Origin of the sequence: Streptomyces thermoalcalitolerans (assembly GCF_039525155.1) — a bacterium.
Classification (GTDB): Bacteria; Actinomycetota; Actinomycetes; order Streptomycetales; family Streptomycetaceae; genus Streptomyces; species Streptomyces thermovulgaris.
The window spans coordinates 42,678-57,443 of the sequence record NZ_BAAAHG010000041.1 but is presented as its reverse complement, the minus strand read 5'-3'; the positions used below and the strand labels follow the sequence as shown (position 1 = coordinate 57,443).

The following is a 14,766-nucleotide window of genomic DNA, read 5'->3' as shown; positions in this document are numbered from 1 at the left end:
CGGCGAACGGATTCCGCTCGTCCGCGACCGAGACCGCACCGCGCCCGCGCTCAACGGCAGCCTGCCCGGCAGGCAGGTTCTGTTCTGGAATGTCGTGACTGCTCATGACCTCTTGGCCTTTGCGGTCCGAGCGGCCACCCAGACGGCGACCACGACGAGTCCACCGAGCCCGAAGACCCAGCCGAACAGCCCTTCGGAAACCGGTCCGAGACCTCCCAGTCCGAATCCTCCGCGGTTGACGGTCTCAGGGCCGTTGACCTCGTTGAGGTACGCGATGATGTCTCTCTTGTTCTGCTCCGTCAGCACACTGTCGGGGAAGGCGGGCATGTTCTGCGGGCCGGTCAGCATGGCCTCGTAGATGTGCCTGTTGCTCACACCCTTGAGAGTCGGGGCGTACTTTCCGTATGTCAGCGCACCGCCCTTGCCGGTGAAGTTGTGGCACTGGGCGCAGTTGTTGCGGAACAGCTCACCGCCCTTGGCCGCGTCGGCGCCCTCGGGGTTGTACTGGTTCTTCGCCGGAATGGCCGGGCCGGGGCCGAACGAGGCGACGTACGCGGCCATCTGGTCGATCTCGGCCTGGGTGTAGATCTTCCTCTTCTGCGGGATCTGCGGGCCCGGCTGCTGGGCCGGCATACGGCCGGTGCCCACCTGGAAGTCGACCGCCGCGGCGCCCACGCCCGCCAGGCTGGGACCGTCGGCGGTGCCCTCACCACTGGTGCCGTGGCAGCTGGCGCAGCCGACCTGATAGAGCCTCTCGCCCTCTTCGATGGCGAGGGACTGGGCGGTGCTCTCGGCCTTCGCCTTGCTCGCGGGCGCGAACGCGGTGTACAGCCCCCCGGTGCCCGCCAGCGCGAGGAGCAGGACGACGACCGCCGCCAGGGGATGGCGTCGTCGCGCGGACAGCTTTTTCACGGATTACCCCGCTATCGGATTCCTGCGTCGATACTTCCAGGATGTGCACGGGAGCGTTCACGGCTAGTTGATCTTGTGGATCCCGGCGAGGAGGCGAAGCGGTGCCGGCCCGGTACCGGTGTGCGCTGTCGTCCTTCCGGGGTCGTGGTTCCCGGATCGTTCGGCACCACGCGCCGCGTGGCACGAAGTGCCCACGACTATTCCAGAGTCGGGGGTGTCAGCCGTGTTTCTGGAGCCGGAGCGGCACCGTATGGCGTAGTCGGCCGTGGCACGGGAGCGTATCGGCCGTCCCACGACCGGCCCCGCACCCTTGTACGGACGGTGAGCGACCGTCGGCACTTCCCGCGTGCGCATGCCATGAGTCCGCTGTGCGGCACCGGCACCCGCGGCTTCGTCTCATGTGATCCGGCAATGCACTCGAACGGATGGAAAGATCGGCCGTTCGGCCGCATCCTCCCCGCCCGCACGCGGTGATGCCGAAACAGACAGGAATAGGTTCCTCACAACTGGTTGCGCGCTGCCCGGGAACAAGAGCGAGACGCGTGCCCGTCCGTGCTGCTGGAACCGCCGTGTTTCGGTCATTGATTAAGGACTCTGATGGCGACACAGGCAACTGAGCCGGTCTCTCCCGTACCGGCGGTGGAACGCCGCACCAAGGGGCAGGTGATCGTCTCTTGGCTGACCACCACCGACCACAAGAAGATCGGGCATCTGTACCTGATCACCTCGTTCGTCTACTTCCTGATCGGCGGGGTGCTGGCGATGGCGATCCGGGTGGAGCTGGCCCGCCCGGGTCTGCAGTTCCTGTCCGCCGAGCAGTACAACCAGGCGTTCACCATGCACGGCACCATCATGCTGCTGCTGTTCGCAACGCCGACGTTCGCCGGTTTCGCCAACGCGGTCATGCCTTTGCAGATCGGCTCGCCCGACGTGGCGTTCCCACGGCTGAACATGCTGTCGTACTGGCTGTTCGCGCTCGGCTCCCTGATCGTGCTCGCCAGCTTCCTCACCCCTCAGGGCGCCGCCGACTTCGGCTGGACCGCTTACACCCCGCTCAGCGGCAAGGAGCACACCCCGTATCTCGGCGGTGACCTGTGGATCATGGGCCTGGCGCTGACCGGGTTCGGCACCATCCTCGGCGCGGTCAACTTCATCACCACGATCATCTGCATGCGCGCCCCGGGCATGACCATGTTCCGGATGCCGATCTTCACCTGGAACGTGCTGCTGACCTCGGTGCTGGTGCTGGTGGCCTTCCCCGTGCTGGCAGCCGCCCTGCTCGCGCTGGAGTCGGACCGTCATTTCGGCTCCCACATCTTCAACGCCCAGAACGGCGGGCCGATCCTGTGGCAGCACCTGTTCTGGTTCTTCGGCCACCCTGAGGTCTACATCCTGGCCCTGCCGTTCTTCGGCGTGGTCACCGAGATCATCCCCGTGTTCTCCCGCAAGCCGATCTTCGGCTACATGGGGCTGGTCGGCGCCACCATCACCATCACGGGCCTGTCGGTGACGGTGTGGGCGCACCACATGTTCACCACCGGTGCCGTGCTGCTGCCGTTCTTCTCCTTCATGACGTTCCTCATCGCCATCCCCACCGGGGTGAAGTTCTTCAACTGGATCGGCACCATGTGGAAGGGCTCGCTGTCCTTCGAGGCTCCGATGCTGTGGGCGATCGGCTTCCTGGTCACCTTCCTCTTCGGCGGGCTGACCGGTGTCGTCCTCGGCTCGCCCCCACTGGACTGGCACGTGCACGACAGCTACTTCGTCGTCGCCCACTTCCACTACGTGCTGTTCGGCACCATCGTCTTCGCGATGTTCGGCGGCTTCAGCTTCTGGTGGCCGAAGATGACCGGCAGGATGCTCGACGACCGCCTGGAGAAGGTCCACTTCTGGACGCTGTTCGTCGGCTTCCACACCACCTTCCTGGTCCAGCACTGGCTCGGCGCCGAGGGCATGCCCCGCCGCTACGCCGACTATCTGGCCGCGGACGGCTTCACCGCCTTGAACACCGTCTCCTCCATCGGCGCCTTCCTGCTGGGCCTGTCGACCCTGCCGTTCCTGTACAACGTGTGGAAGACCGCCAAGACCGGCAAGAAGGTCACGGTCGACGACCCCTGGGGCTACGGCCGTGCCCTGGAGTGGGCGACCTCCTGTCCGCCGCCGCGGCACAACTTCGTCACCCTGCCGCACATCCGCTCCGAGTCCCCCGCCTTCGACCTCCACCACCCGGATGTCGCGGAGGTGGACCAGGCGGAGAACCTCGGACGGCGCGACGCCGTGGAGGCCAGGGGGCACAAAGACACCCGGTCGTGATCGCGCGGTGCCGCGAAGTCAAGGGTCCGGCGGCGGTGTCATGGCGTTCCGCACGACCACCGCTTCCGTCCTGCGGTCACAGACCGACGCACCCCGCGGCACGCGGACAGGCGAAGGGCCGGCCCCGGTGAGGGCCGGCCCCGTTCTTCGTTTCCGGTGTCTCCGGTCGGCCGCGGACCCCGCGGCGGCCGACCCGGTCACCACTCCGTGGGCCTGGACGGCGGCAGGCGGAACCGACCGGAACGAAGTCCTTCACCGAGCCTGCCCCACTCGACACCGGTCACTGTCGTGCCCGCCACCCGGTCGGCGAGGGAGCGGTGGCCGGGAAGGAGCACGGGCAGCGCGTTGCCCAGGAACAGCGCCACCGCGGCCATCCAGGCCAGCACCGACAGCATGATCTGCCCCTCGACCAGCAGGATGCAGGCGACGGCGTAGACGGCGACGTCCGCCGCCGTGGTCACTGCCGCCCTGAGCGCCGCCCGGCGCGGACGGCGCGGGGTGATCCGCAGCCCGGTCAGCCCCTTGCCGAGGGTCCGGCCGAGCAGGGCGAGGCACGCCCACTGGTAGAGGAAGGTCGCCACGATCAGCAGACCGAAGGCCTGCTGGACGTAGAGCACCGACCTGTTCCACAGCGACAGGCCCAGGTCCCCGGAGGCGTCGATCACGTCACCGCGCGAGGCCAGCAGTTCGAGACCACCGCGGACGGCGAGGTCGGGCACGTCGGTGACGAGCGCGGAGATCCGCTGGAAGGTGAACCCCGCGAGCCCCCAGGCCAGCAGGAGCACCAGGGCGAAGTCGATGGACCAGGCCACAGTCCGACGAAGTCTCAGCATGTGTGTCCCCCCTGAACCTCATGTGACGGCTGATCAGGGTAGTGACACGGTCCGCGGGACGCGGAGAAGGCGGGGAGAACGTCTCAACCCGGTGGCCCGGCGGCTCACCCCGGTGACCTGGCGGCCGGAGCAGTCGCCGCCTTCTTCGCGGGCCCGCCGCACACATCGCCGGTGACCTGCCCGAGCGGCAAACGCAGCGCGGACCGGAGGCGTTGCCCGCCAGTCGGCCCACGTTGCGTTCCCGGCCCGTCGGCCGGATCGCTCCGGTCGCTCGGTGGGGTGCATTTCGGCGGAACACCGGGATGACGGCGCCGGATGCGCGGCAGAACGAGGGCATGACGCAGAACGTATCGCCGGCTGTGCCGACCAGGGTGTCCCCCACAGTCCGGGACGGACGTGAGGCAGCTCGTTCCTCCGCCTCCACCGGCACGCCGTCGGCGGGGCGGCTGGTCGGTGTCGACCTGGCCCGCGGACTCGCCGTCCTCGGTATGTACGCGGCCCATGTCGGCCCCGATGCGACGGTCGGCGGACCGGTGGGATTCCTGATGGAGATGGCCCGAGGCCGCTCCTCCGCCCTCTTCGCGGTGCTCGCCGGCTTCTCCCTGGTCCTCATCACGGGACGGCCGCACCCGAGGACGGGACGCGCCGGCCGTCAGGCCGTGGCCAGAATCGTGATCCGCGCCGTCGTCCTGATGGTGCTCGGCTACGCTCTGACCGCTCTGGACGCCGGAGTCCACGTCATCCTGAGCTTCTACGGACTGCTCTTCCTCGTGTCCCTTCCCCTGCACCGGCTGCGGGCCGGGACGCTGGCCCTCCTCGCCGCCGTACAGGCCCTCGTCCTTCCCCAGGTCCTCCATGTGCTGCGGAGGTCGGTGGAGGAAGGGAACTGGGCGGACGCCGTCGTCGCCAAGGACCCGCTGGCCCGGATCACCGGTACCGACGGGATGGTGGAGCTCCTGTTCACCGGGCAGTATCCGGCCCTCACCTGGATGCCGTTCCTGCTCACGGGCATGGCAGTGGCCAGGCTCGACCTCACCGGCGCCGGCGTCCGTTCCCGGCTGGCCCTCACGGGCGGCGCCCTCGCCCTGCTCGGCTACGGCGGCTCCTGGCTGGCGCTGCACCTGGTGCCCCACGCTCTTTCCGCCGTCGCGCACGCCACGGGCAGCGCGTCGGTGTCGTCCGCGTGGTGGTCCGACACCGCCGGTGAACCCATGGAGCACACACCGGCGGCCTGGCTGCTGGTGGCCGCACCGCACAGCCAGACGACCTTCTCCGTCCTCGGCAACGCGGGCGTCGCCCTCGTCGTGCTGGCCGTCTGCCTGGCCGTCGCCGGCACGATGCCACGCCTCACGCGTCTGGCCGAACCGGTGTCCGCGGTCGGCATGACGGCGCTGACCGCCTATGTCCTGCACATCGTCGCCCTGTGGTTCATCGCCGACGTCCTGCACATGACCGTGATCGAGGAGGAGGGCATGTCCGCGCTGCCGGTGCTTCTCGCCTTCGTCGCGGCCGCCCTGCTTCTCGCGACCGCCTGGACCCGCCGCTTCCGGCGCGGTCCCCTGGAGCACGTCCTCCACGCCGTCACCCGCCCCGCACAGCGCGTCCCCTGAGCCGGCACCGCCGCCGGGCCCGGGACAAGCCACCGGGGATCCGGGGCAAGGGCCGTGAAGACCCGCACACCATGGAGGCACACCGGGGAGAACACACACCAGGGAGAAGAGGGAGGGCGGAGGAGCCGGCGGAGCGGCGCGGTCGTGCCGCGGGCCCCGGGCCGTCGCTTCGGAAGTCCTGGGTCAGTCCCGGGAGTTGCCGAACAGCAGGCGGTAGGCGACCAGCAGCACGAGGGCGCCCACGACGGCCGAGACCCAGGTCGCGAGGTCGAAGAACTCCCGCTGCACCGGCCGGTCGAGGAACGTCGCCGACAGCCAGCCGCCCACGAAGGCGCCGGCGATGCCGATGAACGTCGTGCCGATGCAGCCGCCCGGGTCACGTCCGGGCAGGACGGCCTTGGCGATCGCTCCGGCGAGAAGCCCCAGCACCAGCCATGCGATGACACCCATCTCCCCAGCGCTCCTTTCCGTGGTTCTTCCGCGCTCTGCGGACATACCCCGGGCAGTTCAGTTCTACAACCTTGTAGAGAAAGTGGCGGAAAAGTGGTGTGGGCCGGCGAGACGCGGGGAAGGGCGTGGGAGTCCTGAGGACGTCCGTGCGACGTCTATACGATGTCCGCTCGGAAAACGGACGGCAGCGGAGGGGAGACAGGGCGTGGCGGAGCAGCGGCAGCGTTCCCGCAGGCGGGGGCGGGGCGAGCTGGAGGCACTGGTCCTGTCCGCGCTGCGGGAGGCGGACGGCCCGGCGACGGCCGGCTGGGTGCAGGAACGCCTGGGCGGAGACCTCGCCTATACGACCGTCGTCACCATCCTGACCCGGCTGCTGGCCAAGGGCGTGGTCACCCGGGAGCGGGCCGGCCGGTCCTTCGCCTGGACGCCCGCGTCGGACCAGGCGGGTCTGGCCGCCCGGAAGATGCGCAGACTGCTGGACGCCGAGAGCGACCGGGAGGCGGTGCTGGCCAGTTTCGTCACCGCTCTCGAGCCGGACGACGAACGCCTGCTGCGGGAATTGCTGGGGCAGTCCAGGGAGGAAGGGAAAGACTGAGACATCATGGGGATGTTCGTCTTTCTGCCGCTGGTGCTGCCCCTGACGGCATGGCCGATCGCGCGCCTCGCCGAGCAGCACCTGCATCCGTGGACCGCGACCAGGCTGCTGACCGGGATGGCCGCGGTGATGGCGACGTGCAGCACGGTGTGCCTGGGCCTGTTGATGGTGGTCGGCACCGCCCAGCTGCCCGGCAACCCGCTGCCCGACGGCTGGTCGGACCCCCAGGTGCGCGAGGCGGTGCCGTACGACGAGATCGCCGGCAAGGCGGCGATTCCCGCTCTCTTCGCGGTGCTGGTGGCATGCGGCCGGACGCTGTGGCGGCACGGCCGGGTGCGCCGTCGTGCCCACCGTGCGCTGGCCGGGCTGCGGGACACGGAGGTGGCCGTCCTTCCGGACGACGTTCCCTACGGGTACGCGTTACCGGGCGGCCGGCGGGATCGCGTGGTGGTGACCAGGGGCCTGCTGGACTGTCTGGAACCGGCCGAGCGCCGGGCGCTGTTCGCCCATGAGCGGGCCCACCTCGCCGCCCGCCACCACCGCTTCCTCCTCACGGTCCAGCTGGCCGCGCGGGCCAATCCCTTCCTGCGGCCGCTGCGGACGGCGGTGTCGTACACGACGGAGCGGTGGGCGGACGAGGAGGCGGCCCGAGTGGTCGGCAACCGCCGGACCGTGGCGCGCGCGATCGGGAAGGCGGCCCTGGTGTCCCGGGGCACCCCGGCGGGCACACTGGCGGGCTTCGCCTCGGCGGGACCGGTGCCGCGCAGGGTGGCGGCCCTGCTCGCCCCCGCTCCGGCGGCGCGCTCCTGGCCCTCGCTGTTCACCTCGGTGGGGCTGGCGGCGTGGGGGGCTGCCGCGGGAACCGCCGTGTCGGCGATGTCGTCCGCGAACTCCGCCGTGACGCTGGTCCTCATCCTGCACGCCGCCACCCCTCTTTGACCCGGTTCTTTCGACCCGGTCCTCGATCCGGTGGGTTCGCCCCGGGCCCCGGTGGGCCCGCCTCGCCGAGGCGGGCCCGGAAGCGGCTCATGCGGCCCACGGGAAGCGGCTCATGCGACCCGCGGGGCGGAGGAGTCACGGCCGTGCGGGCGCCGGCGGCGGTGGGACTTCCGGTGGGTACGGCGAGCCGGTCTCCCAAAGGAGGGTCGTCACGTCATCGGCCCCGAGGACCTGACGCACATCTCGCCGTACCCGACCGGGCACACCCGCCGCTTCGGCGCATACTCCGCCCATGAGCTCGGCGACGAACCGGCCGCCGGCCTGCGCCCGGACGTCGGCTTCACCGCGCCGCGCGGCCGGGCCGCGAGCGGGTGTCGCGACCATCAGGCGCGAGCCCTGACGACGTGAGGCAGTCAGCCGCGGTAGTGATCGGCGATCGCGGCGAAGGCGGCCTTGGGCTCCCAGGGCAGGCCGGGGTACGTGTCGCCGTGGCGGTCTTCGAGCACCTTGACGATGCCGAGGCTGGCGAGGTCGAGGTCGTCGCGGGGATCTCCGCCGGGGCGGTGGGGCAGGTTGTAGAGCGCGAAGAGGAACACGAAGGCGCTGTCGACACCCTCGCTGTCGAAGATCTCCAGCAGCTCGCTCAGATATGCCGCCTGACCCGCCTCGTCACGCTCGTATTCCCCGGTCAGCCGGAGCGGCGCGCCGGTGACCGCGTCGGTTTCGATGATGTCCATGCTGCGGGGCGCGATGTCACCCGCGCCGCGCCAGGTGGCGGTGCCGAAGCCGGTGATGGCGACCGGTTTGGGCTGTGCGACGAGGCTGCGCACGCCGTCCCGGAATCGGTCGGCCACCTCCGCGGACCGGATGAGTTCGAAGGTCCTGAAGTCGAACAAGTCCCAGTCGGCGCCCTCGAACTGTATGGCGGCGTAGGTGACCTTGCCGTGGAAGCGCTCGCGGACCACCGCCACGGCTTCGCGGAGGAAAGCGTTGACACGAGCACTGGTCGCGGCGATTCTCTCGGGCCGGCGGGCCGGGTCGCCCAGCAGCCAGCCGAGTCGCTCGTCGATGCTGTCGCCTTCGAGGAACCCCCGGTTCATGACGCTCAGCTCCACGCCTGTGACGAACACGACCTCGGCCCCCTGCGCCCGGAATCGCTCGGCCCGCTCCGCGCAGTCGGCGACCAGGGCGAGGATCTCATCGGCCGTCAGCTCCAGCGGGTAGGGCGAGAACCAGATCTCCAGTCCGAGCTCGGCGGCACAGCGGGCGGCGAGCTCCAAGCGCTCCGGGTCGCCGCCGGTGATGTGGACGGCGTTGCAGTGGAGATCGTCGCGGATGATGGTCAGCTCTTTCCTGACCAGGTCGGGGTCGAAGCGCTTCCGGGAGTTGTCGCCGTTGCGGATGAAGCCGGTGTCGTAGCAGATGCCTTTGGCACGCATGTGTCTGGCCCTTCTGTCGGAGGGCTCGAGCGTAGAAACAAACATTGCGTGCACGCAAGTTTTCGTGCACGCAATTTTGCGTGTGCGCACCCCAGCTGGGATACTGCGAGGGTGACGACAAGGCGGACCGGGCTGCGCGAACAGAAGAAGCAGGCCACCCGAGCGGCACTGCGCGAGGCGGCACTGCGGCTGGCCCTCGAACGCGGACCCGACAACGTCCGTGTCGACGACATCGCAGAGGCCGCCGGGGTCTCACCGAGGACCTACAACAACTACTTCTCCAGCCGTGAACAGGCGATCGTCGCCGCCATCACCGCCGAGCGGGAGTCACGGGTCGCCGCGGCGGTCGCAGCCAGGCCCGCCCATGTCCGCCTCGCCGACGCCCTGACCGAAGCGATCCTGGAGCAGTACACCGAACCGCATGATCATGACAAACTGCTGCTGATCACTGCCAACCCCGCGCTGTGCGACGCGTTCCTGGACGCCACCGCGGCGATCGAACACCCCCTCGCCGCCGCGATCGACCAGCGCCTCGGCGGCACCGGTACGCTCACCGCCCGCGCGCTCGCGGCGAGCGTGGCTGCCGCGGTTCGGGTCGCGCTCCACCAGTGGATCCAATCTCCGGCCGCGCCCCCCACAGCCGACGGGCTTGTCGTGCCGTCCGGCTCGCTGCCCGATCTGCTCCGCTCCGCACTCGCCGCACTCGCACCCGCACTCGACGCCGCCGAAGCACAGGCACAGCAGCGCTCGCATCAGTGAACCCGTCCTACTGGCGGCTCCGGCGCAGCCGGGTGACGCGCTGCCGCTTTGAGGGATCGACGATGCCGTCGGCGGTGGCCACCAGCGGGCGCATCGCCATGCCCGCGTCCCGGAAGGCCCCGCTCTTCGGGGCGTTCTTCCTCGCCATGAGCTGAGTCCGTATCGTCGATGCGGACTCCTTGACGCGGTCCCACAGGGCCATGGGAACTCCGTACGTGCCGGAAGGATGCCCGGACCGGGCGGCTCCGGACAGCGGTGCTTCTTCCGGCACAGGAGAACAGCGAAAGAGAATCAGGGAATCAAAAAGAATCAAGGGGAAGCTGTCCGCGGGGAGCGGAGCGTACGTCCGTCCGCTCCCCGCTGGTGCGTTCCTCGCCGGCTCCCGGAGCCGGATGTCAGCCCTCGTCCTCCTCGTCGCCTTCGAAGAAGTCCCCGATCTCGTCGACGACCTCGGCCGCGACCAGGCCGCCGGCGACACCGACCGCGAGCCCGGCGGCACCCGCGGCGATGGCAGTGCCCATGCCGGGGCCGGAGCGGTGGGAGCCGCCGTGGGGGTGGTGGTCCCCGTACCCGTGCCCGGCGTACGGGGCGCCGTGGCCGTACGCGCCGTGGGAGCCGTACGACGCCCGGTGCTCGATCAACTGACGCATCCAGCCGTCGACTTCCGTGTTCCAGTCACGGGAGTCGTGGTGGCCGACGGTGAAGCGGGTGAGGACGTCGTGGCCTCCGGAGAAGAGACCCCCGCGCTTGTCGGCCTCCAGGACGACGTCCATGCCGCCCGGGTGGGCCAGGAAGGTCACCTCGACCTCGTTCACCTGGTGCGCGTACTGCGGGGGCGGGGTGAGCTCGATCTCCTGGTAGAAGGGCAGCTGCTGTCCGGTGCCGCCGATGCGCCCGTACTCCAGGTCGGCCGACTTGAAGCCGAAGCCGAGCCCGCCGAACGCTTCGAGGATCGCCTCCTGGACGGGCAGGGGGGCGACGGCCAGCGGGTCGAGGTCGCCCTTGTCCCTGGCGCCCGCCACCGCCAGCTCGGTGCGCACGCCGAGCACGATGCCCAGCGGCTGTCCGTGCAGCTCGGTGATCGGCGTCTCCCACGGCAGCGTCACACTGAACGGCACGCTGCGCTGCTCGCCCTCGGCGAGCCGGAAGCCGCCGCCGACGGTGAACCGCTCGAAGGCGACGGTGCCTTCGCTCTCGCCCCCCTCGTGCTCGGCCTCGACCCGGGCCACCAGCTCCAGGGTGATGTGCTCGATCTGGAAGTCGGCGTTGCCCCCCTTGAGATGGACCTGACCGGTGAGCGCGCCGCCGGGCCGGGCCGGACCCGGGTCGAGGACCGTGTCGACGGTGGGGCCGCCCACGCCGAGCGAGCCGAGCAGTCGTTTGAACACCATGGTGGCGTCCACTCCTTAAACGTGCATGTGTTCCATGAGGGCGGTGCCGCCCGCCCCCGAGACGCGCGGCACCACGACGGTTCGCGGGCCGGTTACTTGGCCGCGTTGAGAGCGGCCAGGGCCTGGGCCCAGCGGACGTACTTCAACTCGGCCAGATCCGCCACGGTCTTGACCCCGAACGCCTCCTGCAGCAGTTCGCCGTCGCGGTCGGACACCCCCTTCAGCGCGGCCACCGGGGCGGCCAGTATCTCGGGCAGGCTCTTGTCCGCCCACGCCTTGTCCAGCACCTTGTCCAGGTCGATCGAGGCCATGCGAGTCAACTCCACAAGTGTGAGGCCCGGTTCACCGGGTCTTCTACAAACAAGTAGAAGCATAAGGCGGTCGAGGCTAGGGAGGAGGCCGGTCCTGACGGACACATCGGAAAAGGCCGAAAACGCGGGGTTGCGGAACCGACGGTGAAGTGCTCTTCCGGCCCGTTTTCCGCACCCCCTGGAAGGTTTGGGGTCTTCCCTCCGGGTCGGGCCGGACTCGCGGAGGGCCGCCGTGCCGGTGGGCCTCACCGGGCTTCACTGTCGGATCCTCACTTCCGGGTCTCCACTGCCGGGTCCTCACTGCCGGCCTCCCGCGCGGATGACCTTTCTCAGGAGCGCATCCCGAACAGGAAACGAGTCGCCCGGATGCGGCGGACCAGCAGCTCGTACAGGGCGAAGGTGAGCACGAAGGAGATCGCGACAAGCGCGGCGTACTTGACCGGGACCGGTGCCGACCAGCCGATCACGGCGTAGGCGACGGCGACCACGACCGGCTGGTGCAGGACGTACAACGGCAGTGCGGCGACGGCGAGATGCCGCCAGAGGCGCCGGCCGCGCCGCCGGGACGACGGGACCGGTTCCGAGGAGGCCGGCGGGCGCTCGAGCCGTCGGCGGTCGAGAAGGCCGGGGAGGGCGAGGACCAGACACCATCCGGCCGCGCCGGTTCCCTGGGCGTCGCCATGCCCGCACCCCCCATCGCCCATGTCCGCACCAGTGTCGGGGAGCCGGCGGTGCGGCACCATCCCCGCGTCCGGCATCGGGCCGCCGGCCGCCGATCCGACGAGGGCACCGCACAAACCGAGGCAACATGCCGCACTCAAGGCACTGTTGACGCGTTTCACCACGTATTCCTAGGCTCCCTCACCATCAGCTCCGGCGCGTCCGGCGGGATCTGCTTCCGCCCGTCCGGGATGCGGCCTTTCACAGCCGCCCTCTTGACAACGCGTCAGGAGCCGCTGCTCGACCGCACCACTTGCACCGTCCCGTCCCCACCATTCCGGGAGGAGCATGTGAACAGACGTCGCGCGACGGCCTGGACCGCCTCGGCAGTCGTCACCACCCTCGCCCTGACCGCTGCGCTCGCCGGCCCCGCCACCGCGGCGCCCGACGGAGCGTCCGAACTCGCCGCCCCGGCGCAGGCCCGGACGGGGGCGGTCGCCACCGCGACCCGCCCCGTCACGCACGAGGAGAACGACCGTGTCCCCAAGGGAGCGGTCTGGACCCAGCACTACTTCCCGTCCTCGGACGGCTCCGGCACCGAGTTGCACGCCGACGTCCTGCTGCCCGAGAAGCTGCCGAAGGGCCGGAAGATACCCGTCATCCTGTCGATCGGCCCCTACTTCGCCCACGCCGGGCAGACCGGCCCCGAGGGCTGGGCGCACACCGGCCCCTCGTCCCGTTTCCAGGACTTCATCGAGGGCACCGACCTGTTCGCCCGCGGCTACGCCTTCGTCATGGTGGACCTGCGCGGCTTCGGCGGCTCCACCGGCTGTCTCGACTGGGCCGGCCCCGGCGAGCAGGCCGACGTCAAGGCCGCGATCGCCTGGGCCGCGAAACAGCCGTGGAGCACCGGCGCGGTCGGCATGTACGGCAAGTCCTACGACGCCGTCACGGGTCTGATCGGCAACAACCTGGGCCAGAAGGCGCTCAAGGCCGTCGTCGCCCAGGAGCCGGTGTGGGACATGTACCAGTACATTTACTCCAACGGCGTGCCCCGCCCGAATGTCACCGGCACCGCCAACGCCTACAACTCCATCGCCACGATGCCCCCGATGCCGGACGACGACCCGCGCTACCGGGCCAACGCCCGCTGGGAGGAGACCCATCCGGAATGCCTGACGCAGAACGCGGCCGGGTACCGGATCGCCGACCAGTGGGACAAGCACTGGCGTGATCGTGACCTGGCGAGGCTGGCCAGGAACAGCCGCACTCCCCTGTTCGTCACCCAGGGCTTCATCGAGAACAACACCAAACCCGAGGAGATGCAGGAGTACCTCGACAACCACGTGGGCCCCGAACGCGGGTGGCTCGGCCAGTGGGACCATGTGCGCGGCGGCGACCGCACCAGCGACGGGCGCCTGGCCATGGGACGCGAGGGCTGGTACGACGAGGTCCTCTCCTTCTACGACCAGTACCTCAAGGGCATCAAACCGAAGGTCCGCTACCCGGCCTACGCCGTGCAGGACTCCACCGGCTCCTGGCGTGCCCAGCCCACCTGGCCGGTCGTGAGGAGACACGTCATCCGCTCGCTCGGCGGCGGCTCGTACGTGGACGACGGAGGCGCCTCCGGCCGCGCGGCCCTGACCGCGTCCGGCGAGCCGGCACCGCCGGCGACCGTACCGCAGCCGTCCGGGGAGTGGGACATGGAGAACGCGCCCGCCCTCGACCCGGCCGCGCCGAAGGCCCTGCCCGAGGAACTGGCGAAGCTCCAGAAGTCCGGGAAGGTCACGTCGAGCTTCTTCGTGTGGTCCACGCCGCTCAAGCGGGCCGTGCGCATCACCGGCACCCCGAACATCTCCCTGACCGCCAAGGGAGAGGGCAACATCATGCTCAAGCTGTACGACGTCGCCCCGGACGGCACCGCCGTCATGTTCGACGAGCAGGTCTCCCTGCTGCGCCGGGGCCGGATGTCCGTCGACCTCAAGGCGACCGACTGGACCCTGGCGGCCGGGCACGTCCTGGCCGTGGAGATCGGTTCCATCCAGACCGGCTCCTGGCGTGCCACGCCCTCCGGAGAAAAGATCAAGGTCAGGGGTGCACTGCTCAGGCTGGCCCTGGACGACCCGGCCCGTGACATCCCCACCGCCGGCGATCGCGCACCGTTCCTGGACACCTATCTCCGCCAGTACACGGTGAAGCTGCCGATCGGTCCGGCGACGTTCACGGTGGTCCCCGGCGGCCGTCTCTGACCCCTGGGCCGGCGTCGACACCGAGGCTCCCGGGCAGGCCCCGGGACACCGGCCGGCGCCGGCCCGCACCCACCTCGATCCGGCCCGATCCGGTCCGATCCAGCCTCCTCGCGGGCCGGAGCCCTTGTGTGTCCCCTTCCACCCTGACCTCCCCTCCGTCTGCCGAACGCCGGGCACCCGGTGCTCACCGGACACCCGGACACCGAAGGCAACCGCCCGGACACCGATGGCAACCGCCCGCGCCCAGCGCGGTTGCGGATCCCCCCGGCTGAGGGACGCTGGGAGGAGAGCCCGACCTGTTCGGA

At 70.1% G+C, this 14,766-nt stretch carries 13 protein-coding genes and 1 pseudogene; 6 read left to right on the top strand and 8 right to left on the bottom strand.

Annotated elements, in window-relative coordinates; all coding sequences use genetic code 11:
• Positions 1-102 precede the first annotated feature (102 nt).
• Positions 103-912: a cytochrome bc1 complex diheme cytochrome c subunit gene (qcrC, locus tag ABD224_RS21525; RefSeq protein WP_344052352.1), complete on the bottom strand. Its 810-nt coding sequence runs from the start codon at positions 910-912 to the stop codon at positions 103-105.
• A gap of 597 nt (positions 913-1,509) precedes the next feature.
• On the opposite strand from qcrC, the gene ctaD reads away from it, so the two are divergent.
• Complete coding sequence (gene ctaD / locus ABD224_RS21520; RefSeq protein ID WP_344052350.1) at positions 1,510-3,225, top strand: aa3-type cytochrome oxidase subunit I; 1,716 nt, start codon at positions 1,510-1,512, stop codon at positions 3,223-3,225.
• A gap of 197 nt (positions 3,226-3,422) precedes the next feature.
• Here ctaD and ABD224_RS21515 read toward each other — a convergent pair whose 3' ends face one another.
• Positions 3,423-4,058: an RDD family protein gene (locus ABD224_RS21515; protein WP_344052348.1), complete on the bottom strand. Its 636-nt coding sequence runs from the start codon at positions 4,056-4,058 to the stop codon at positions 3,423-3,425.
• Positions 4,059-4,393: 335 nt separating this feature from the next.
• Between ABD224_RS21515 and ABD224_RS21510 the strand changes: the two genes are divergently transcribed.
• The gene (locus ABD224_RS21510; protein WP_344052346.1) at positions 4,394-5,668 is read left to right on the top strand and encodes a DUF418 domain-containing protein; all 1,275 of its coding nucleotides are present in this window, start codon (positions 4,394-4,396) and stop codon (positions 5,666-5,668) included.
• A gap of 183 nt (positions 5,669-5,851) precedes the next feature.
• Here the strand turns inward: ABD224_RS21510 and ABD224_RS21505 are convergent, their stop codons facing one another.
• Positions 5,852-6,118, bottom strand: a complete 267-nt coding sequence (locus ABD224_RS21505; protein WP_344052344.1) for a GlsB/YeaQ/YmgE family stress response membrane protein — start codon at positions 6,116-6,118, stop codon at positions 5,852-5,854.
• A 205-nt stretch (positions 6,119-6,323) separates the two neighbouring features.
• Between ABD224_RS21505 and ABD224_RS21500 the strand changes: the two genes are divergently transcribed.
• Both ABD224_RS21500 and ABD224_RS21495 read left to right on the top strand, forming a co-directional pair.
• Positions 6,324-6,713, top strand: coding sequence for a BlaI/MecI/CopY family transcriptional regulator (locus ABD224_RS21500; protein ID WP_344052342.1), 390 nt, complete (start codon positions 6,324-6,326; stop codon positions 6,711-6,713).
• A gap of 6 nt (positions 6,714-6,719) precedes the next feature.
• Entirely contained in the window at positions 6,720-7,652 is a 933-nt protein-coding gene (locus ABD224_RS21495) for a M56 family metallopeptidase (RefSeq protein WP_344052340.1), read from the top strand.
• 413 nt (positions 7,653-8,065) lie between these two features.
• Here ABD224_RS21495 and ABD224_RS21490 read toward each other — a convergent pair whose 3' ends face one another.
• Positions 8,066-9,091: a glycoside hydrolase family 113 protein gene (locus ABD224_RS21490; RefSeq protein WP_344052338.1), complete on the bottom strand. Its 1,026-nt coding sequence runs from the start codon at positions 9,089-9,091 to the stop codon at positions 8,066-8,068.
• A gap of 111 nt (positions 9,092-9,202) precedes the next feature.
• On the opposite strand from ABD224_RS21490, the gene ABD224_RS21485 reads away from it, so the two are divergent.
• Positions 9,203-9,850, top strand: coding sequence for a TetR/AcrR family transcriptional regulator (locus ABD224_RS21485; protein ID WP_344052336.1), 648 nt, complete (start codon positions 9,203-9,205; stop codon positions 9,848-9,850).
• Between the two features lie 25 nt (positions 9,851-9,875).
• Here ABD224_RS21485 and ABD224_RS21480 read toward each other — a convergent pair.
• The 4 genes and pseudogenes from ABD224_RS21480 to ABD224_RS21465 form a co-directional block, all read right to left on the bottom strand.
• A pseudogene (locus ABD224_RS21480) lies at positions 9,876-10,052 on the bottom strand (Tellurite resistance TerB); the annotation flags it as partial.
• Between the two features lie 193 nt (positions 10,053-10,245).
• Positions 10,246-11,241, bottom strand: a complete 996-nt coding sequence (locus tag ABD224_RS21475) for a sporulation protein (protein ID WP_344052333.1) — start codon at positions 11,239-11,241, stop codon at positions 10,246-10,248.
• Positions 11,242-11,333: 92 nt separating this feature from the next.
• Positions 11,334-11,552: a hypothetical protein gene (locus tag ABD224_RS21470; RefSeq protein ID WP_344052331.1), complete on the bottom strand. Its 219-nt coding sequence runs from the start codon at positions 11,550-11,552 to the stop codon at positions 11,334-11,336.
• Between the two features lie 329 nt (positions 11,553-11,881).
• A complete protein-coding gene (locus ABD224_RS21465) occupies positions 11,882-12,256 on the bottom strand; it encodes a hypothetical protein (RefSeq protein WP_344052329.1) in 375 nt (124 codons plus the stop codon).
• Between the two features lie 306 nt (positions 12,257-12,562).
• Here ABD224_RS21465 and ABD224_RS21460 point away from each other — a divergent pair, with 306 nt between their 5' ends.
• A complete protein-coding gene (locus ABD224_RS21460) occupies positions 12,563-14,461 on the top strand; it encodes a CocE/NonD family hydrolase (protein ID WP_344052327.1) in 1,899 nt (632 codons plus the stop codon).
• Positions 14,462-14,766: the final 305 nt, after the last annotated feature.

What these genes read in the sequence shown, in the direction of transcription:
- ABD224_RS21475 (WP_344052333.1), bottom strand. Translation starts at nt 11,241, where the DNA reads ATGGTGTTCAAACGACTGCTCGGCTCGCTCGGCGTGGGCGGCCCCACC.
- ABD224_RS21510 (WP_344052346.1), top strand. Translation starts at nt 4,394, where the DNA reads ATGACGCAGAACGTATCGCCGGCTGTGCCGACCAGGGTGTCCCCCACA.
- ctaD (WP_344052350.1), top strand. Translation starts at nt 1,510, where the DNA reads ATGGCGACACAGGCAACTGAGCCGGTCTCTCCCGTACCGGCGGTGGAA.
- ABD224_RS21515 (WP_344052348.1), bottom strand. Translation starts at nt 4,058, where the DNA reads ATGCTGAGACTTCGTCGGACTGTGGCCTGGTCCATCGACTTCGCCCTG.
- ABD224_RS21465 (WP_344052329.1), bottom strand. Translation starts at nt 12,256, where the DNA reads ATGGGCGATGGGGGGTGCGGGCATGGCGACGCCCAGGGAACCGGCGCG.
- ABD224_RS21505 (WP_344052344.1), bottom strand. Translation starts at nt 6,118, where the DNA reads ATGGGTGTCATCGCATGGCTGGTGCTGGGGCTTCTCGCCGGAGCGATC.
- ABD224_RS21495 (WP_344052340.1), top strand. Translation starts at nt 6,720, where the DNA reads ATGGGGATGTTCGTCTTTCTGCCGCTGGTGCTGCCCCTGACGGCATGG.
- ABD224_RS21490 (WP_344052338.1), bottom strand. Translation starts at nt 9,091, where the DNA reads ATGCGTGCCAAAGGCATCTGCTACGACACCGGCTTCATCCGCAACGGC.
- ABD224_RS21470 (WP_344052331.1), bottom strand. Translation starts at nt 11,552, where the DNA reads ATGGCCTCGATCGACCTGGACAAGGTGCTGGACAAGGCGTGGGCGGAC.